The 18,955-nt window shown below is 64.5% G+C and carries 13 protein-coding genes; 7 read left to right on the top strand and 6 right to left on the bottom strand.

Annotation, left to right across the window (positions count from 1 at the left end):
• The first annotated feature begins 141 nt into the window (after positions 1–141).
• Positions 142–789 (top strand): response regulator, encoded by a 648-nt coding sequence (locus LR961_RS18855; protein WP_232151512.1) that lies wholly within the window; start codon positions 142–144, stop codon positions 787–789.
• 366 nt (positions 790–1,155) lie between these two features.
• On the opposite strand, the gene LR961_RS18860 is transcribed toward LR961_RS18855, so the two are convergent.
• A complete protein-coding gene (locus LR961_RS18860) occupies positions 1,156–4,269 on the bottom strand; it encodes an Rne/Rng family ribonuclease (RefSeq protein ID WP_232151513.1) in 3,114 nt (1,037 codons plus the stop codon).
• Positions 4,270–4,677: 408 nt separating this feature from the next.
• On the opposite strand from LR961_RS18860, the gene LR961_RS18865 reads away from it, so the two are divergent.
• Positions 4,678–5,649, top strand: a complete 972-nt coding sequence (locus LR961_RS18865; protein ID WP_232151514.1) for an RluA family pseudouridine synthase — start codon at positions 4,678–4,680, stop codon at positions 5,647–5,649.
• A 127-nt stretch (positions 5,650–5,776) separates the two neighbouring features.
• On the opposite strand, the gene zupT is transcribed toward LR961_RS18865, so the two are convergent.
• Genes zupT through LR961_RS18880 form a run of 3 tightly spaced genes read right to left on the bottom strand, consistent with a single transcriptional unit; the run spans position 5,777 to position 7,379 of the window.
• On the bottom strand, positions 5,777–6,586 hold the full coding sequence (gene zupT / locus LR961_RS18870) for a zinc transporter ZupT (RefSeq protein WP_232151515.1): 810 nt from the start codon (positions 6,584–6,586) through the stop codon (positions 5,777–5,779).
• A gap of 27 nt (positions 6,587–6,613) precedes the next feature.
• Entirely contained in the window at positions 6,614–7,030 is a 417-nt protein-coding gene (locus tag LR961_RS18875) for an energy transducer TonB (protein WP_232151516.1), read from the bottom strand.
• A gap of 1 nt (position 7,031) precedes the next feature.
• Complete coding sequence (locus tag LR961_RS18880; protein WP_232151517.1) at positions 7,032–7,379, bottom strand: 4a-hydroxytetrahydrobiopterin dehydratase; 348 nt, start codon at positions 7,377–7,379, stop codon at positions 7,032–7,034.
• A 90-nt stretch (positions 7,380–7,469) separates the two neighbouring features.
• Here LR961_RS18880 and LR961_RS18885 point away from each other — a divergent pair, with 90 nt between their 5' ends.
• The gene (locus LR961_RS18885; RefSeq protein ID WP_232151518.1) at positions 7,470–8,063 is read left to right on the top strand and encodes an NfuA family Fe-S biogenesis protein; all 594 of its coding nucleotides are present in this window, start codon (positions 7,470–7,472) and stop codon (positions 8,061–8,063) included.
• 15 nt (positions 8,064–8,078) lie between these two features.
• Positions 8,079–9,926 (top strand): hypothetical protein, encoded by a 1,848-nt coding sequence (locus LR961_RS18890; RefSeq protein ID WP_232151519.1) that lies wholly within the window; start codon positions 8,079–8,081, stop codon positions 9,924–9,926.
• Between the two features lie 182 nt (positions 9,927–10,108).
• On the opposite strand, the gene LR961_RS18895 is transcribed toward LR961_RS18890, so the two are convergent.
• Positions 10,109–10,570, bottom strand: a complete 462-nt coding sequence (locus tag LR961_RS18895; protein WP_232151520.1) for a c-type cytochrome — start codon at positions 10,568–10,570, stop codon at positions 10,109–10,111.
• Positions 10,571–10,579: 9 nt separating this feature from the next.
• Complete coding sequence (locus LR961_RS18900) at positions 10,580–10,957, bottom strand: c-type cytochrome (RefSeq protein WP_232151521.1); 378 nt, start codon at positions 10,955–10,957, stop codon at positions 10,580–10,582.
• 234 nt (positions 10,958–11,191) lie between these two features.
• Here LR961_RS18900 and LR961_RS18905 point away from each other — a divergent pair, with 234 nt between their 5' ends.
• Genes LR961_RS18905 through LR961_RS18915 form a run of 3 tightly spaced genes read left to right on the top strand, consistent with a single transcriptional unit; the run spans position 11,192 to position 18,863 of the window.
• A complete protein-coding gene (locus tag LR961_RS18905; protein ID WP_232151522.1) occupies positions 11,192–12,325 on the top strand; it encodes an efflux RND transporter periplasmic adaptor subunit in 1,134 nt (377 codons plus the stop codon).
• Positions 12,322–15,789: an efflux RND transporter permease subunit gene (locus LR961_RS18910; protein WP_232151523.1), complete on the top strand. Its 3,468-nt coding sequence runs from the start codon at positions 12,322–12,324 to the stop codon at positions 15,787–15,789. The genes LR961_RS18905 and LR961_RS18910 overlap by 4 nt, the downstream gene beginning before the upstream one ends.
• Before the next feature lie 5 nt (positions 15,790–15,794).
• Complete coding sequence (locus LR961_RS18915; protein ID WP_232151524.1) at positions 15,795–18,863, top strand: efflux RND transporter permease subunit; 3,069 nt, start codon at positions 15,795–15,797, stop codon at positions 18,861–18,863.
• The last annotated feature ends 92 nt before the right edge of the window (positions 18,864–18,955 follow it).

Consider the following 18,955-nt stretch of genomic DNA (forward strand, 5'->3'; position numbering starts at 1 on the left):
CAGTAGGCAGGTCGGGCGGGGGGTACTTCTGGTCGATAATACGCACTGGCTTTTGCCATGAAGGACGAAAACCGTCCCTCGCTTTACCCGTTTGGGGAATGGCCAAGGCTTCAACTGTCACCTCGTCGCGAGGAATGCGTCATGACCATCAAGGTTTTTCTCATCGATGACCACGCACTTGTGCGCACGGGCATCAGGATGATTCTTTCGAGTCAAACCGACATCGAGGTAGTGGGGGAGGCGGATAGCGGAGAAGTGGCCCTGCCGCAGATCCGCAGGCTCAAGCCCGACGTGGTGCTGTGTGATCTGCATCTGCCGGGATTGAGTGGATTGGAGATCACCGAACGCGTGGTCAAAGGGGATCACGGCACGCGCGTCATCATCGTCTCGGTGCTGGAGGACGGGCCGATGCCCAAGCGCCTGCTGGAGGCAGGTGCATCGGGTTACGTCGGCAAGGCGGGAGATTCGCGCGAGCTTATCCGCGCCATCCACGACGTTGCATTGGGTAAGCGCTACCTGGCAAACAGCATCGCGCAGAGTCTGGCGCTGTCCAATCTGGAAGGCAGTGGCTCACCGTTTGATGTGCTGTCGCCGCGCGAACTGGAAGTGGCGCTGCTGCTTATCCAGGGACATCGTCAGGAGGAAATCGCGCGGCGTTTGAGTCTCAGCGCCAAAACGGTCAACACGCACAAGGCGCGTCTGTTCCAGAAGACCGGGGTGCACGACAACATCGCGCTGGCGCGGCTTGCCAGTCAGTACGGCGTGGGTGATCCGTCGCGCGCGATCTGACTCCGGATCGGCCGCGACAAACGCAAACGGCGAATCTTCATCAAGGTGAGGATTCGCCGTTTTCTTTTGGGGCAGATGCAACACGAATGTTGTTGGCCGCCTGGGATTGCCGGGGAGTTGGCTCGAAACAGAGCAGCAGCATGTCGATTGCTGCTGTGGCAATCCACACCGGACGTGCATCTTGTGAGGAATGCTCCCGTCGAGCGGGAGGGGAGTTTCCCCGGTTTGCGGGCGCGCATTGTGCAAACGCGGTGACCTGATTTTTGGCAGGGCCTGAACGACAAACCCCGCACTCAGGGAGCGCGGGGTTTGTCAGTTGACGGAAGCGGTCATCGACCGCCCGTCGTTCCGGGAATGGTGGCCGGGTCAGGCGTTGCGCGAATGACCTTCTTCCACTTCCTCCTGCTTGGCCACTGCTGCCGGCTCGGCAGTGGTGGTTTCAGCAGCGGCAGCCGGAGCCTGTTCCTTCGGCTCGTCATTGTTGACGACGGCTTCGTGGGCGAACAGCTGGCCATTCTCGGGAGCGGCAGGTGCCGGTGCGGCAACTTCAGCTTCGACAGCAACTTCTGCCGGTGCCGGTGCCGAAGGCTCGGCAACGACCGGTGCTTCCGCTGTGGGCGCTTCAACCGCCGGAGCAGCTTCGACGACGGCGGGGGCTTCAACAGTAACCACCGGCTCGGCCGCGATCGGTGCCGGAGTGGCGACTTCTGCCACGGCAGGGGCTTCGGCGACAACGGCTACCGGAGCGGGAGCAGCCGCAACAGGCGCTGCGGCCTGCTCCACGACCGGGGTCTCAGAGACGACTTCCGCCGGCTTGCTGTCAGCAACCACCACTGCCGGAGCCGGTTCCGCCGCAGCGGTGATCACCGGCTTGGCTTCTGCTTGGACCGGTGCGGCCACGGCAGCCGGATGTTCGATCCTGGTCTCGGCAGCCTTGACCGGGGCCGGGGCCGGAGCCGGAGCAGCAGCGCCAAGCTCGTCATCAAAGTCGAACTCGGGCTGGCTGCTGGCGGGCTTGTTGGCCGAGGCTTCGACAGCGTCACCATCGTCGAACTCTTCGATGCCTTCTTCGTCGTTGTTCAGCATTTCACCGGCGGCGGCGCCTTCGGCGTTGCCGCGACGACGACGACGGCCGCCACGACGACCGCGACGACGACGGCTACCGGCTTCACCGTTGGCTTCATCGCCAGCGATTGCGACGCCGTTTTCATCGGTGGCGACGACGGCCGTTTCAACGGCAGCTGCGGTGGGTGCGATGTTCTCGTTCGCCGGCAGCTTGTCCTTGGCCGGAGCCTCGGCAGCAGTGGTTGCTTCCACGGCGGCGGTAGCGACCGGGGCGGCAACGGCAGCGGCGGCAATCACCGGCTTGATCGTTTCAGCCTGCGGCTGACGTGCCGGCTTCTCGCTCAGCGGCTGGGCGGCCTTGTCGGTTTCCTGCTGCGGCTTGGGCTGCTTGGGCTGCTTCTGCTGCTTGGGTTGCTGCTGTTCGCCGCGAGGCTGCTTGCCCTGCTGAGGCTGAGGCTGGTCGCCGCGCTGCTTCTGCGGCTGCTGGGCATTGCCCTGCGGCTGCGGATTGTTGCCGCCCTGGCGACGGTCGTCACGGCGCTCATCGCGGCGCTGCTCTTCGCGACGGTTGTTGTTGCCGCCGCCGTTGCGTGCCTGCTGGCCGTTGTTGCCGCGGCCATCGCGACGCTGGTTGCGGTCGTTGCGGTTGCGGCCACCGTCCTGGCGCTGCGGCTGGGACGACTGCTCCGCCGGGGCCGATTCGCCACCGAAGATGCGCTTGAGCCAACCCATCACGCCGCCTGCTGCCGGAGCCGCAACGGGGGCGACAGGTGCAGGAGCCGGTGCGGCTTCCTGCACTTCGCGCACCGGAGCCGGCTGGCTGTGCTTGACGTGGGTGACGGCCGGAGCCGGCGGAATGTTCAGCTGTGCCTTGGTCAGGGCGTGCACCGGCAGCTTGCGCGGGGTGCCGCGCTGGTAGCTGGGCTTGCCCGACTCTTCACCCAGCTCGTTGTCGCGCAGACGCGTGACTTCGTAATGCGGGGTGTGCAGCTGCTCGTCGGCGACGATGATGATCGGGGCGTCGTGACGCGTTTCGATCTCACGCAGCGCGCTGCGCTTCTCGTTGAGCAGGTAATTGGCGATTTCCACCGGGGCCTGTACCAGCACCTGCCCGGTGTTCTCCTTCATGGCGTGCTCTTCGGCCACGCGGATGATCGACAGCGACAGCGACTCGATGCTGCGCATGCGGCCCTGGCCGTCGCAGCGCGGGCACACGATCTGGCTGGACTCACCCAGGCTCGGACGCAGGCGCTGGCGGCTCATTTCCATCAGGCCGAAGCGCGAGATGCGGCCCAGCTGGACGCGGGCACGATCGTACTTCAGGGCGTTCTGCAGGCGGTTCTCGACTTCGCGCTGGTGCTTGTTCGAGGACATGTCGATGAAGTCGATGACCACCAGGCCGCCGAGGTCGCGCAGGCGCAACTGGCGGGCCACTTCCTCGGCCGCTTCCAGATTGGTCTGGAATGCGGTGTCTTCGATGTCGGTGCCCTTGGTGGCGCGGGCCGAGTTCACGTCGACGGCGGTCAGGGCTTCGGTCTGGTCAACCACGATCGAGCCGCCCGAGGGCAGGCGCACGTTGCGCTCGTAGATCGCCTCGATCTGCGATTCGATCTGGAAGCGGTTGAACAGCGGGATGTCGTCCTTGTAGTGCTTGAGCTTGCGCAGGGTCTGCGGCATCACCTGCTGCATGAACTCGCGGGCGGTCTCGTACAGCTCCTCGGTATCGACCAGGATCTCGCCGATGTCCGAGCGCAGGTAGTCACGCAGGGCGCGCACGATCAGGCGCGATTCCTGGTAGATCAGGAACGGGGCCGGCTTGGTCAGCGCGGCTTCGGCGATCGAGCGCCAGACTTGGAGCAGGTAGTCCAGATCCCACTGCAGCTCTTCGGCATCGCGGCCGACGCCGGCGGTGCGGATGATCACGCCCATGTCGTCGGGAATGTTGAGCTTGTCCAGTGCTTCCTTCAGGGCAGCCCGGTCTTCGCCCTCGATGCGACGCGAAACGCCGCCGGCGGAGGGCGAGTTCGGCATCAGCACCATGTAACGGCCGGCCAGCGAGATGAACGTGGTCAGGGCAGCGCCCTTGTTGCCACGCTCTTCCTTGTCCACCTGGACAACGATTTCCTGGCCTTCGCGCAGCAGCTCCTTGATGCTGGCCTTGTTCGGGTCAACGCCGCTCTGGAAGTAATCGCGGGAGATTTCCTTCAGCGGCAGGAAGCCGTGACGTTCGCCACCGTACTCGACAAAAGCGGCCTCGAGCGACGGCTCCAGGCGGGTGATGCGGCCCTTGTAGATGTTGGACTTTTTCTGTTCCTTCGACGGCTGTTCGATGTCGATGTCGTACAGGTTCTGCCCGTCGACGATGGCCACGCGCAGTTCTTCAGCCTGCGTGGCATTGATCAGCATTCGCTTCATTGTGCGTTCCTCGCGCGCTGCTACCGCGCGGAACGCCATGGGGTTTCGCCTCTGGACACGGGTCGCCGCCCATTCGCGCAGGCGCGGGTAGGGCGGTTTGGGTTTCCAGCGCTACGACACCACGGCAGGCCGCGGGAGCGCTTCTATTCTTGTTTTAGGTGTTTCAGGGCCGGCGGCCGATCCGGCCGTGGCCGGGCGTCGCACGGGACATAGGTTTCGTCCTACTCAGATGCCTTTTGGCACCCGACGATGGCCGGGAGCGCCGACGAGCCGCTAACATGGCCGCCCCGGGGGCGGTGGCCGCGCACTGTGCCGGATCCGTAGGGAGCGGGGCTTCTGGCCCTGACCAACTTCCAACGAAATCAAACCCTTATATCGCGGCCCGAGTGTAGCAGAATAAATAGGCTGATGACTGACTCCGATTACCGTGGAACACCGCCCGCCGCCAAGACCAGCGTGCGCATGATCAAGGTTCCCGAGGACCGTGCCGGGCAGCGCCTGGACAACTTCCTGCTGGGCCAGCTCAAGGGCGCCCCGCGCAGCCTTGTCTACAAGCTCGTGCGCAGCGGCCAGGTCCGTGTGAATGGGGGCCGGGCAAAGGCCGAACGCAAGCTGGAAGTGGGGGATGAGGTGCGGGTGCCGCCCGTCAATCTCAACGAGGTTGGAGAAAAGGTGGCGCCGCCGGCCAGCTTCCTGCAGCGGATGGAAGAAGCCATCGTGTTCGAGGATGCCAAGCTGCTGGTGATCAATAAGCCGTCCGGGGTGGCCAGCCATGGCGGCAGCGGCATCAGCCATGGCGCCATCGAGACCATGCGTGCGTTGCGTCCGAACCTGAATCTGGAGCTGGTGCACCGGCTGGACCGCGACACCTCCGGCCTGCTGATCATGGCCAAGAAGCGCTCGGCCCTGACCGAGTTGCAGGCGCTGATGCGTGAAGACCGTGGCGGCATCCAGAAGCGCTACCTGACCTTGCTGGTCGGCCGCATGCCTGACGGGGTGATGAGTGTGGATGCGCCGCTGCATGTGGGTCTGCGCCAGGGCGGCGAGCGTCATGTGCAGGTCAATCAGGCCGGCAAGGCATCGCTGAGCCATTTCCGCATGCTTGAACGGCGCGGTGGCCATTCATATTGCGAGGTGCGGATCGAAACCGGGCGCACCCACCAGATTCGCGTACACGCCCAGCACATCGGTCATGCCGTAGCTGGTGATGACAAGTATGGCGATCCTGCGGTCAACAAGCGGCTTCGTGAGCAGATCGGCCTGAAACGCCTGTTCCTGCATGCAGCATCGTTGGAGTTCGCACTGGATGCGGGCAAGACACCTTATCTATTGAATGCCCCGTTGGCGCCGGAGCTGGTCGAAGCGCTCGAGCGCCTTTGATCGACGGCGGGGTGGGGATTCGGGATGGGCGATTCGCAAGCCGGAGTGCTGCGAACGTCCAGGTTGTGGATTCAGCCTGCCTGAGCGCGCCGGCGAATCCTGAATACCGTGATCCCCTGCGCCTGCATCACCACTTGAACAGCGCCAGGCTGACGGCGATCGTCGCCATGCCGATGACCAGGCCGTAGACGGTTTCATGGCCCCGGGCATAGCGCTTGGCTGCGGGAAGCAATTCGTCCAGGGCCAGGAACACCATGATGCCGGCGATCAGGCCGAACACGGCGCCGAAGGTCGAATGTGAAAGCGAGCCGGCCAAAGCGAAGTAGCCGATGGCTGCGCCGACCGGTTCAGCCAGCCCGGACAGCAGGCTGGCGCCAAAGGCATAGGACTTGCGGCCGGTAGCGAAATAGACCGGTACCGCAATGGCGATGCCCTCGGGAACATTGTGGATGGCAATGGCGAAGGCCAGCGGCAAGCCGATCGATGGGCTTTCCAGTGTCGCGAAGAAGGTCGCCAGCCCTTCAGGGAAGTTGTGGGCGGTGATTGCAACGGCGCTGAGCAGGCCGACACGGCGGATATGGCTGCGGTTCTGCTCGTGGAAGGCGGGGTCCTGCTTGTCCAGGGTTTCGTGTGGGTTCGGGACCAGGTGGTCGATCACCATCACCAGCAGCACGCCGGCCAGGAACCAGATCGTGCCGTAGGTGAAGCCCAGTCGCTCGCCGTGGGCCAGGGTGAACGAGGCGATGGACTTGTTCAGGATCTCTGACAGCGACACATAAACCATGGCGCCGCCGGCAAAGGCGAGCCCGAATGCCAGCAGGCGCGGGTTCGGTCGTTTGGAGAACAGCACCAGCAGGCTGCCCACGGCGGTGGCCAGCCCTGCGGCAAACGTCAATCCGAACGCGATCCAGAGGTTTTGGGTAGATATTTCGTACATGAAGTGGCGCCCGGGGCTGGTTTTGGATCAACCGCCGCGACGCGCGCGCTCCTCGATGGCAAAGCATTCATCCGGCTTGGGCTGCGGCGGATTGAAGGTCACCGGCACCTGGATGGTGGTCGGCACCGGCTGGCCGTTGCGGGTGGCGGCCTTGAACTTCCATTCGCGCACCCGGGCGGTGGCCGATTCATCGAGCTGAGTGTTGCCGCTGCTGGTGATCACGGTGACGTTGGTGGGCTTGCCTTCGGCGCCAACCACCACGTTGAGCACGCTCTTGCCGCCAATGCCGGCGCAGGCCAGTTCCGGCGGGTACTCCGGCGGCGGAGTCTGCACGGCGACCACTTCGGTGGGCGCGACCACCGGTGCGGCCGGTTGATCGGAGGAGTTGCAGCCAGCCAGTGCGGCGGTTGCAGCGAAGGAGCCCAACAGCAGGCGCAGTTTCATGTCATTGCTCCGTGAGTGCGGATGCCTTGGCGGCACAGATGAAGTCGTTTTCGCTCAGGCCGCCCACATCGTGGGTGGAGAAGCGGACCACGGCGCGGTCGTAGTGCACGCCCAGATCGGGGTGGTGATCCTCGGCATGGGCGATCCAGGCCAGCGCGTTCACGAAGGCCATGGTGCCGTAGTAGTTGTCGAAGCGGAATGTACGCACCAGGGCCTGGCCGTTCTCGGCCAGCTCCCAGTCGGACACCTGCGGCAGCAGCTCCGCCAATCGGGCCTGGCCCAGCCGGTGTTCGCTGCCCTTGCGGGGGATGCAGTGGGCTTGCGCCAGGGGAATCAGGTCAGGGGCCATGGGAACCTCCATCAAGCAGGTGACTGAACAGTGGCGCGCGTGGAAGCAGTGTCCCATCAGCGGCAACCAAGACATGGCTAGAATACCCGCATGATCCAGATATCAGATACCGCCCAAAGCTATTTCCGCAAGTTGATCGAACGTGAGGCCGTGCCCGGCATGGGCGTGCGCCTGAGCGCCGTTGATCCTGGCACGCCGCGCGCCGATGCGCGGCTGGAGTTCGCCGACCCGAGCGAGTTGCTCGGTGACGAGTGGGCGGTGGATTGCGATGGCTTCACCTTGTATGTCGCGGCCACGAGCGTGGGCTGGCTGGACGGTGCCGAGATCGATTTCGTCACCCAGGCCGCCGGTACCCAGCAGTTGACCATCAAGGCGCCGAAGATCAAGGGCGAAGCGCCCGGTGATGCGGCATCGATGGTCGAGCGCGTGCATTGGGTGGTCGAGAACGAGATCAACCCGCAGCTGGCCTCGCATGGCGGCCGGGTGGCAGTACAGGAAGTTTCCGCTGACGGTGTGGTGCTGCTGCGCTTCGGCGGCGGCTGCCACGGCTGTGGCATGGCCGACGTGACCTTGAAGCAGGGGATCGAGAAGACGTTGATGGGACGGGTGCCCGGCGTGACCGCCGTGCGCGATGCTACTGACCATGACACCGGTCAGGCCCCGTATATCCCGCGCGCGGGTTGAGCTGAAATCCGCCGCATGCCGGTGACGCCAGTTACCGACTTTCTTGACCTGCTGGCCGCGCGCCGGCAGGCCAGCATTCTGCATGACCGTCGTACCGGCATGCCGTACAGCTGGAGCCACTGGGTGCGCACGCGCGCATCCATGGCGATATCGGCGTTTGCGCAAAGCGATGTTGCCCAGGTGATGGCCGCTAGGCCACAGCCGCCGCATGAGCGCGCGCCGCGAGCCAGGCCGTTCTGGCAGACGATGTTGCTGCTGGTCTGGCAAGGCGGCGATCCGCCGCCGCGTGATCAGCGCGCATTGCGCTGGTTTTCCGGGTTCATCAGCGCTGCGCTGCACCTTTTGTTCGCCCTGCTGTTGCTGTGGGTTGCGCTGGTGCGCAGCACGACGCCGGAGCAGAGTGCCGAAGACGGTGAGCGCGTACAGATCGAATACATCGGTCGTGGCACGCCGGAGGAGCAGGGCGGTGGCGCGCCGCAGGCCCAAGGGCAGGAGCAGGCAGAAGCCGCCGCCGCTGCCGGCAATGCATCGGCCCAGGCCGGCGCCGAGGCGGCCAGTGCGAACGAAGCTGCCATCGAACAGCCCCAGGTCGAAGCTGTGGCCGAGTCGGCCGCAGCGGCAGCGGCAGCCAGCGCGGCGGAAGTGGCCGAAGCGGATGCCATGCCGGTTGATGCATCCAAGCCTTCCCCCGAACTGCCGACCGCGCAGCCGTTGCAGGTGACGCAGACCCAACAGCCGACCACGGAGTTCGTGCTGCCGCCGCCGACCGTGCGACCGCCCACGATGACGGTGCCGGCAGTGAATGCACCGCAGGTGGAAGTGCGTGAGCGCGTGGTCGAGACGGCGACGGACCGCCCCCGTGTGCTGCCATTGCCGCGTGTTCCGGCAACACCGCAGGCGCAGGTAAAGATGCCGGACGTGCAGGTGCGCGAGCGGCAGATTGAAACGATGCCGCAGCAGCAGGTGACGATGGCCCAGGTGCGGCCACGCACGACGGACGTGCAGGTGACCGGCGCCGAGGTCCTGGTGCGCGAACGCCAGGTGGAGGCCGCACCACGGCAACCGGTGGCGATGGCGCAGGTGCGTTCGAACGAAGCGCGCAACGTGCAACTAAAGACGCCCGCCGTTGGTGTGCGTGAGCGGCAGATTCCTGCGGTTGCGGATGCTCCGGCCGCTGCGGCTGCTGCTGCGCCGACGGCAACGGCTGCGAAACCGGCCGGTGACAAGAGTGAGCGTGCGCAGGCAACGGCGCAGGGCAGTGCCGCGCAAGGGGCAGCTACGCAGGGAAGCAGTGCCGCGGGCACCCGCTCGACGCAGCCGGGCACCAGCCCAGGCGCCGGACCCAAGCCGCAGGATCGCAGCGGCGGTTGGGATGCGCCGGTCCGCTCGGATGATTGGGGTGCTTCGCAGCGGCAGGTTGCCGGCAGTGTGGGCGGGCAGTCGGAAAACGGACGTGGACTGTTCAATGCGGACGGCAGCGTGCGCTTGGGTGGAAATGACGGCGGACAGGACAACACGCGCGGAGCGCCTGGTGGCGACGCCGATACCTGGACGCGCGACCGCATCGCTCAATCGGGCACCTGGCTCAAGCGCCCGCCCTACGAACACACGCCGACCTCGTTCGACAAATACTGGGTGCCCAACGAATCGTTGTTGGCCGAGTGGGTGCGCAAGGGCATCAAGAGCATCGAGATTCCGATTCCCGGCAGCAACAGCAAGATTTCCTGCGTGGTGTCGATGCTGCAATTTGGTGGCGGTTGTGGGTTGACCAATCCCAACATGCAGGAGCAACCGGCCCAAGCGCGACCGCCACCGGATATCCCGTTCAAGAAGGAATTGCAGGAAGACAACGGCAGTCGATAGGAGCGCCGTCGCGGCTGCGCAGGTTGGGAAGGCTGCCGCTTGGCCCGGAAGCGATGCTTCTTTCGCCTTGCGGACGAAGGCCGGCTTCATGCGCGGAGCGCCCCGCAGTTTCTCCTGTTGTATGAGAAGCAAAAAAGAAAGCCGCCCCAAGGGCGGCTTTCTTTATGTGCATTACAAGCGACTCAGTTAACGCCGTGCAGATCGCGCAGCTGGCTGGGACGCGAGCCGAAGTAGGCAGCCAGATCGGCAATTTCCTGGTCGGTCAGGCCGGCAGCCTGCGGGGTCATCAGCATGTGGTCACGATCGCCGGAGCGATAGGCCTGCAGCGAATGAGCGAGATAGTCGCCGTACTGACCTCCCAGGCGCGGGTAGGTCGGATCGATCGGGTTGTTGCCATCGGCGCCGTGGCAGTCGATGCAGCTCTGTCCGGTCGCCTTGCCTTTGACGTTGGCGCGTTGCTCGCCGGCGGCGATACGTCCTTCCGGCAACCCTGCCGAGGAGCGCGAGCCATGCTCGCCACTGGCGTGGCCAGCATCGCCGGCGGATGTGTCAGCCGATTCCACCTGCGACTGCGAACAGGCTGCCAGTGCGAACATCGCCAGCAGGACGATGGACAAGCGCGTTGCGTGCGTTGCTTTCGACATGGACGATGCCTATTTGACGGTGGACAGGTAAGCGGCGAGATCAGCGATTTCCTGCGCGCTGAAACTCATCGATTGCGCCTGCATGGTCGGATGCTTGCGCTTGCCTTCACGGTATTCAGTGAGCGCCTGGGTCAGGTACTGTGCTGACTGGCCACCAATTTTGGGCACGCGGTAGCTGGGATAGGCATTCTTGTAGCCGGTGATGCCATGACAGCCCTGGCAGGTGTAAGCCAGCGTGCGGCCGGCTTCAGCTTTGCCAACGGGCGGTGACGGCGTAGCGGCTGCCGGAGCGGCGGCGGGTGGATCAGACGGCGGATCTGCGAGGGCGGCCCCGGAAGTCAGGGCAAAAGCCAGAGCGAAACAAGCGGCGAGCGGCTGCGAGCGCATGGTTTCCTTGTCCGGTGTGCGGGTCTGGTGTTCCGCCGTGGGGACACGGAACGGGGCGAGTATAGCCCGCGTATTTATCGGTTCGGTAACGACTTTCGATGTTGCGCCGCATCACCGGTCGGTGGCCGCAGGCGCCCCAGTCAGGAACCCATGACCTTTGGCGCATGGTGTCTCTGTGGGGTGGTGCAATACTTTGCTACAACACCCCGCCAATGCATCCCCAGGGACCAGACGATGTCGCGATTCTTCTCTTTGCACGGCCGCACCGGAAGCTGCGCTGCTGCACTACTTGTTTCCACTTCGCTGCTGCTGGGCGGTTGCAAGGCCGGGGGCGAAGAAGCCCAGGCCAAGACCCCGGACGAGCAGAAGGCCGTTGATGCGGTGCCGGTGGAAGTGGCCAAGGCCGAGCATCGCGCCATTGCCGCCAGCTACACCGGCACGGCCGCGCTGGAAGCCCGCGCCGAATCGCAGGTGGTCGCCAAGACCTCGGGCGTGGCCCTGGCCGTGCTGGTCGAAGAAGGGCAGGTGGTGCGTGCCGGGCAGCCGCTGGTGCGGCTGGATCCGGATCGCGCGCGACTGAGCGTTGCACAGAGCGAGGCGCAGATGCGCAAGCTGGAAAACAGCTACCACCGCGCACAGAAGCTGGTACAGCAGCAGTTGGTCAGTGCCGCTGATGTCGACCAGTTGCGTTACGACCTGGAAAACGCCCGCGCCCAGTACCGCATGGCCACGCTGGAGCTGTCCTACACGACGGTGGAAGCGCCGATTTCCGGTGTGGTGGCCTCGCGTGACATCAAGCCAGGCAACTTCGTGCAGATCAACTCGCCGATCTTCCGCATCGTCGATGCCGCCAACCTGGAGGCCACGCTCAACGTACCCGAGCGTGAGATCGCCAAGCTCAAGCCGGGCCATGCCGTGGTGCTGGTCGCCGACGCGCTGCCGGGCCGGCAGTTCACCGGCACGGTGGATCGCGTGGCACCGGTGGTGGACAACGGTACCGGTACGTTCCGCGTGGTGACTTCCTTCTCCGGTGCCGGCGAACTGCAGCCCGGCATGTTCGGCCGGCTGAGCATCAACTACGACCAGCGCGCTGATGCGCTGGTGGTGCCGCGCAACGCGCTGCTGGAAGACGGCGGCGAGCCGGCGGTGTACGTGGTACGTGATGGCAAGGCCATGCGCACCACCTTGAAGCTGGGTTACGACGACGCCGGCTGGATCGAGGTGCGCGAAGGCCTGAAGATCGGTGATGAAGTGGTCATCGCCGGCAAGGCCGCACTGCGCGAAGGCAGCGCGGTGCAGGTGATCGGCAAGGAGAAGAAGGTGGCCGCTGCGGCCAAGGCACCGGCCGCAGAGGCGACCAAACAATGAGTGCACGCGAACCATCGGCTTCCGGCGGTGGCTTCGACCTGATCGAGTTCGCCACACGCCGGCGCGTCACCATCGCGATGATGACGCTCACCCTGGTGTTGTTCGGCCTGATCTCGTTGTCGAGCCTGAAGGTCGAACTGCTGCCGGACCTGAGTTACCCCACGCTGACCGTGCGCACCGACTATGAAGGCGCGGCGCCGGCTGAAGTGGAAACGCTGATCTCGCAGCCGGCCGAAGAGGCGCTGGGCATCGTCAAGGGGCTGCGCAAGCTCAAGTCGATCTCGCGCACCGGGCAGAGCGATGTGGTGCTCGAGTTCGCCTGGGGCACGGACATGCAGCAGGCCGGCCTGGACGTGCGCGACAAGATGGAGACGCTGCAGCTGCCGTTGGAGGCCAAGCCGCCGGTGCTGCTGCGCTTCAATCCGTCGACGCAGCCGATCATGCGTCTGGCGCTGTCGTCGAAGCAGGAAAGCGGCAATGACGCCGATGCGGTGCGTCGCCTGATGGAACTGCGTCGCTACGCCGACGAAGACCTCAAGCGCAAGCTGGAGCCGGTCAGCGGCGTGGCAGCGGTGAAGGTGGGTGGCGGCCTGGAAGACGAAATCCAGGTGGACATCGACCAGCGCAAGCTGTCGCAGCTGGGCCTGTCGCTGGACACGGTGATCCAGCGTCTGCAGCAGGAGAACGTCAACCTCTCCGGCGGTCGTCTGGAAGAAGGTTCGCAGCGTTACTTGGTGCGTACGGTCAACCAGTTCACCACCGTCGAGCAGATGCGCGAGATGCTGCTGACCACCGCTGCCGGTTCCAGTACCGCAGCGGCCAATGAAAACCAGCAGCTGATGACCGCCATTCTCGGCAGTCGTGACCCGAACGTCATCGCCGCGATGCGCAATGACGGTTCCGGCGGCAGCGTGGCGACGGTGCGTCTGAAGGACGTGGCCGACGTGCGCCAGGGCTACAAGGAGCGCGAAGCGGTGATCCGCAGCGCCGGCCACGAAGCGGTTGAACTGGCCATCTACAAGGAAGGCGACGCCAATACGGTGTCCACCGCCAATGCGCTGGAAGCGCGGCTGGAAGTGATTCGCAAGCAGATGCCCAAGGACATCGAGATGACGATGGTAGAAGACCAGTCGGTCTTCATCCGGCACGCCATCAAGGACGTGAAGATCGATGCGGTGATCGGCGGCATGCTGTCGATCCTGATCATCTTCCTGTTCCTGCGCGATGGCTGGAGCACGTTCGTGATCTCGCTGTCGCTGCCGATCTCGATCATCGCCACGTTCTTCTTCATGGGCCAGTTGGGCCTGAGCTTGAACGTGATGTCACTGGGCGGCTTGGCCTTGGCCACCGGCCTGGTGGTGGATGACTCGATCGTGGTGTTGGAGTCCATCGCCAAGGCGCGTGAGCGCGGCATGGGCGTGCTGGAAGCGGCGATCAAGGGCACGCGTGAAGTGTTCATGGCCGTGGTTGCTTCCACCCTGACCACCATCGCGGTGTTCCTGCCGCTGGTGTTCGTGGAAGGTATCGCCGGCCAGTTGTTCCGCGACCAGGCTTTGACCGTGTCGATCGCCATCGCGGTGTCGCTGGTGGTGTCGATGACGCTGATCCCGATGCTGAGCGCGTTGAAGGGGCGTCCGCCGCTGGAGTTCCCGGCCGAGGATCCGCGTCAGCCGTGGCGCCCGGAAAGCCGTTGGAAGAAGCCGGCAGCCTATGCCGGGCGCGGTATCGGGGCGATGTTCCGTTACGGCTTCTTCGCCGTGGTGTGGGCGGTGGTGAAGGTGTTCCGTGGCATCTCCGCCGTGGTCGGCCCGGTGATGCGCAAGGCCAGCGACCTGGCAATGGCGCCTTACAACCGCGCCGAAGCCGGCTACCTGCGGATGCTGCCTGCGGCATTGAAGCGGCCGTGGCCGATCCTCGGTGGCGCGGCGCTGGCGTTCGCGCTCACCTTGGCGGTGCTGCCGCTGCTGGGCGTGGACCTGATTCCGCAGCTGGCGCAGGACCGCTTCGAAATGACCGCCAAACTGCCGCCAGGCACGCCGCTGGCGCAGACCGATGCACTGGTGCGCGAAGTACAGCGCAAGCATGCCGATGAAGAAGGCGTGCGCCTGCTGTACGGCGTCTCCGGCACCGGTACGCGGCTGGATGCCAGCCCGACCGAAAGCGGCGAGAACATCGGCAAGCTGTCGGTGGTGATGAACGACACCAAGCGCGAACCCGCACTCACCGAGAAGCTGCGCGAAACCATGCGGCAGTGGCCGGAGGCGCAGGTGGACTTCGCCCGTCCGGAACTGTTCGCGTTGTCGCCGCCGCTGGAAATCGAGATCGAAGGCAACAACCTCGAATCGATCCGCGTCGCAGGCAACCGCCTGGCCGGGATGCTGCGCGAGAGCCCGCACTACGCCGACGTGAAATCGACGGTGGAGCAGGGCTTCCCGGAGATCCAGATCGTGTTCGACCAGGACCGCGCGGCGGCACTGGGCATGACCACGCGCCAGATCGCCGATGCCGTGGTCAACAAGGTGCGCGGCAATGTGGCCACCCGTTACAGCTTCCGTGATCGCAAGATCGACGTGCTGGTGCGTGTGCAGGAGTCCGAGCGTGCTTCGGTCAATGACATCCGTCGCCTGATCGTCAACCCGACCGGCAACAAGCCGGTGGAGCTGGGCTCGGTGGCCGATGTCGTGGCAACCACCGGTCCGAGTGAGATTCATCGCGCCGACCAGCGTCGTGTGGCCATCGTCTCGGCCAACCTGCGCGACATCGACCTGGCCAAGGCCATCACCGAGGTGCAGAGCCTGGTGGCCAAGAACCCGCTGGGCACCGACGTCGGCATGCGCATCGGCGGCCAGGGCGAAGAACTGGGTGAATCGATCCGCTCGTTGCTGTTCGCCTTCGGCCTGGCGATCTTCCTGGTCTACCTGGTGATGGCCTCGCAGTTCGAATCGCTGCTGCATCCGTTCGTCATCCTGTTCACCATTCCGCTGGCCCTGGTCGGCGCGGTGGCGGCGCTGCTGCTGTCGCGTTCGCCGATATCGGTGGTGGTGTTCATCGGTTTGATCCTGCTGGTGGGCCTGGTGGTGAAGAACGCCATCATCCTGATCGACAAGGTCAACCAGCTGCGCGAAGAAGGCGTGGCCAAGCGCCAGGCGCTGGTGGAAGGCGCCCGCTCACGTCTGCGCCCGATCATGATGACCACCTTGTGCGCGGTGTTCGGCTTCCTGCCGCTGGCCTTGGCCTTCGGTGAAGGTGCCGAGGTGCGCTCGCCGATGGCGATCACGGTGATCGGTGGCCTGCTGGTTTCCACGATGCTGACGCTGCTGGTCATTCCGGTGGTGTACGACCTGCTGGACCGCAAACCGGATGAGTTCTATGCCGAACGTGGTCGTCGCGCACGACGTGAGGCCGCTGCGGCCGAGCAGGTGCTGGCGCATGAGCAGGATGCCATTGGCGGGCTGAAGGACTGACCCGGATGAACATCACTGAGCTGTCCATCCGTCGCCCGGTCACCACCATCATGTTGTTCGTGTCGATGGTGGTGATCGGCCTGATCGCCTCGTTCCGGCTGCCGTTGGAAGCCGAACCGGAAGCGACCATTCCGTTCTTCTTCGTCTCCTTGCCATACCCCGGCTCCACCCCTGAAGAGGTGGAGCGCAACCTGCTGCGCCCGGTGGAAGAAGCCATCGCCACGATGCCCGGCATCAAGACGATGAACTCGCGTGCCAATGCGGAAGGCGGCCAGATCCAGGTCGAATTCAGTGATTGGGACCGTGACATCGCGATGGCCGCATCCGAAGCGCGCGAGCGCATCGACGCGGTGCGCGATCAGCTGCCGGATGACTTCCGTCGCTATTACGTGCAGCGCTGGAGTACCGGCGACCAGGAAGCGATCAGCCTGCGCCTGAACAGCAAGGAAGACCTGACCGCGCGCGCTGACATGATCGAACGCAGCATCAAGCAGCGCCTGGAGCGGCTGCCGGGTGTTGCCCGCGTGGAAGTGGAAGGCGTGGCCAAGCAGGAAGTGCTGGTCGCGCTGGACAAGGATCGGGTCAGCGCGCATGGCGTCGCGCTCAACGAACTGGTGCAGAAACTGCAGGCGGCCAACTTCTCGGTTTCGGCCGGGCAGATCACCGAAGATGGCCGGCGCCTGCGCGTGCAGCCGCGTGGCGAACTGCTGGAACTGCAATCGTTGCGTGACCTGCCCATCAACAGCACCGGCACACGGCTGTCGGACATCGCCGTGGTCAGCCTGCAGCCGCAGCGCATGAACTACGTGCGGCAGATGGAAGGCAAGCCCAGCGTCGGCGTGGACATCTACAAGGAACGCTCGGCCAACCTGGTGGACCTGTCGCGCGCTGTGGGTGAGGAGATCAAGGTCCTCGAAGAAGACCCGGCCATGCGCGGGGTCGACATCGAAGTGGCCTACGACTCGGGCAAGGCCGTGACCAGCTCGCTGCTGGCGCTGGCCGAGGCTGGTGCGATCGGCCTGCTGCTGTCGGTGATCGTGCTGTACGCGTTCCTGCGCCACTGGCCGTCGACGTTGATGGTGTCGTTGGCGATCCCGATCTGTTTCATCATGACGCTGGGCTTCATGTACTTCACCGGCATCAGCCTGAACATCATCTCGATGATGGGCCTGCTGCTGGCGGTGGGCATGCTGGTCGACAACGCCGTGGTGGTGGTGGAGAGCATCTACCAGGAGCGGGAGAAGTACCCCGGCCAACCGGCGATGGCATCGATCATCGGTACCCGCCATGTGGCGATCGCGTTGTCCGCAGGTACGTTGTGCCACTGTGTGGTGTTCCTGCCGATGATGTTCGGCGAGAAGAACATCATCACCATCTACCTGTCGCAGCTGGCGGTGACCATCTCGTTCTCCCTGCTGGCATCGTGGCTGGTCGCGGTGAGCTTGATTCCGATGCTGTCGGCACGGATGAAGACGCCGCCGGCAGTGAAATCGCCGCTGATCAACAAACTGCAGGACCGCTACGCCAAACTGCTGCGCTGGACGTTGGCCCATCGTGGTTGGAGTGTGGCCGGCATCTTGGCTGTGTCCCTCATCAGCGTGTACCCGATGACCCATATCCAGGGCGGTGGTGACGACAACGATCCGGACGAGATCAACATCTTCTACCAATGGCGCGGTGCCTATTCCAAGGAAGAGATGGGCAAGGAAGTGGCGCGCGTGGAGGCGTTCGTCAACGCGCACCGCAAGGACTTCCACATCGAGCGCGTGTACAGCCGCTACAGCGAGCAGGGCTGGGCGCAGACGCGTCTGTTCCTGTCCATCGATGACCGCGAGCAGAGCAAGAAGATCGAAGAGGAAGTGCGCAAGGGCTTGCCGGAGTCGGCGCGGGCCAAGATCGGCATTGGCTGGCCGGGTGGGATGGGCAGCGAAGGGCAGGGCGTACGCTTCAGCCTGGTGGGAGATTCCACCCAGACCCTGCGTGAACTGGCCGATGACGTGGTGCCGATCCTGGCGCGCAACCCCAAGCTGCGTGACGTGCGCGTGGATACCGGTGATGCCAACACCGAGCTTGCCGTGCAGGTGAATCGCGAACGTGCCGCGTCCTACGGTTTCAGCGCGCAGCAGGTGGCACAGTTCGTCGGCATGGCCCTGCGTGGTTCATCGCTGCGTGACTTCCACCGTGATGACGTTGAGATTCCGGTCAACGTGCGCTTTGCCGGCTCGGAGGACTACGCCATCGAAGACTTGTCGTCATTCATGGTGCGCAGCTCCAACGGCAAGGAAATCCCGTTGCTGGCGATGGTGGACGTCAACGTCAACCCGGCGGCCAATTCGATCCAGCGGCTCAATCGCCAGACCATGCTGCGCATCGAAGCGGGGCTGGCCAAGGACGTGCCGATGGAAGAGGCGCGCAATTCCATCGAAACCACATTGGAGAACGTGCAGTTCCCGCCTGGCTATGGCTACACGTTCAATGGCGCGGGATTCAACATCAACTTCGATGGCATGGACCAGATGAAGAACGCCATCCTGATCGCACTGGTGCTGATGCTGGTGATAATGGCCGCGGTATTCGAATCGCTGTTGTTCCCGGTGGCGATCATGTCCTGCGTACTGTTCTCGATCTTCGGCGTGTACTGGCTGTTCTGGCTGACCGGCACCGAGATGAACATCATGGCGGTGATCGGCATTCTGGTGCTGATGGGCGTGGTGGTGAACAACGGCATCGTGATGATCGAGCACATCAACAATCTGCGACGGCGCGGCGTGCCGCGTACCGAAGCGTTGATTGAAGGCAGCCGCGAGCGTCTGCGCCCGATCATGATGACGATGGGCACCGCGATCCTGGCGATGATTCCGATCGCCTTGAACACGCAGACCGCCGATGGCATGCCGCCGTACTACCCGATGGCCCGCGCGATTGCTGGCGGTCTGGCGTTCTCGACGGTGGTCAGCCTGCTGTTCCTGCCGACCATCTACGCGATCCTGGATGACACGCGCATGGGCACCGCACGGCTGGTACGTCGTGCGCGCGGCCTGCCGGCTGAGCGGGAGGTGGCGTTGGAGAGTTGATCCGCGCTGGAAAGCGAAACCAGAGAAGGCCCGCAGCGATGCGGGCCTTCTCTTTGCGATGAAGCGAACAGCGAAGTCGCTTGAACCTGCTT

The organism is Stenotrophomonas sp. SY1, assembly GCF_021202945.1.
In the GTDB taxonomy this organism is placed as follows: Bacteria; Pseudomonadota; Gammaproteobacteria; order Xanthomonadales; family Xanthomonadaceae; genus Stenotrophomonas.

Coding starts and splice junctions, on each gene's coding strand:
- LR961_RS18855 (WP_232151512.1), top strand. CDS start 142: ATGACCATCAAGGTTTTTCTCATCGATGACCACGCACTTGTGCGCACG.
- LR961_RS18860 (WP_232151513.1), bottom strand. CDS start 4,269: ATGAAGCGAATGCTGATCAATGCCACGCAGGCTGAAGAACTGCGCGTG.
- LR961_RS18865 (WP_232151514.1), top strand. CDS start 4,678: ATGACTGACTCCGATTACCGTGGAACACCGCCCGCCGCCAAGACCAGC.
- zupT (WP_232151515.1), bottom strand. CDS start 6,586: ATGTACGAAATATCTACCCAAAACCTCTGGATCGCGTTCGGATTGACG.
- LR961_RS18875 (WP_232151516.1), bottom strand. CDS start 7,030: ATGAAACTGCGCCTGCTGTTGGGCTCCTTCGCTGCAACCGCCGCACTG.
- LR961_RS18880 (WP_232151517.1), bottom strand. CDS start 7,379: ATGGCCCCTGACCTGATTCCCCTGGCGCAAGCCCACTGCATCCCCCGC.
- LR961_RS18885 (WP_232151518.1), top strand. CDS start 7,470: ATGATCCAGATATCAGATACCGCCCAAAGCTATTTCCGCAAGTTGATC.
- LR961_RS18890 (WP_232151519.1), top strand. CDS start 8,079: ATGCCGGTGACGCCAGTTACCGACTTTCTTGACCTGCTGGCCGCGCGC.
- LR961_RS18895 (WP_232151520.1), bottom strand. CDS start 10,570: ATGTCGAAAGCAACGCACGCAACGCGCTTGTCCATCGTCCTGCTGGCG.
- LR961_RS18900 (WP_232151521.1), bottom strand. CDS start 10,957: ATGCGCTCGCAGCCGCTCGCCGCTTGTTTCGCTCTGGCTTTTGCCCTG.
- LR961_RS18905 (WP_232151522.1), top strand. CDS start 11,192: ATGTCGCGATTCTTCTCTTTGCACGGCCGCACCGGAAGCTGCGCTGCT.
- LR961_RS18910 (WP_232151523.1), top strand. CDS start 12,322: ATGAGTGCACGCGAACCATCGGCTTCCGGCGGTGGCTTCGACCTGATC.
- LR961_RS18915 (WP_232151524.1), top strand. CDS start 15,795: ATGAACATCACTGAGCTGTCCATCCGTCGCCCGGTCACCACCATCATG.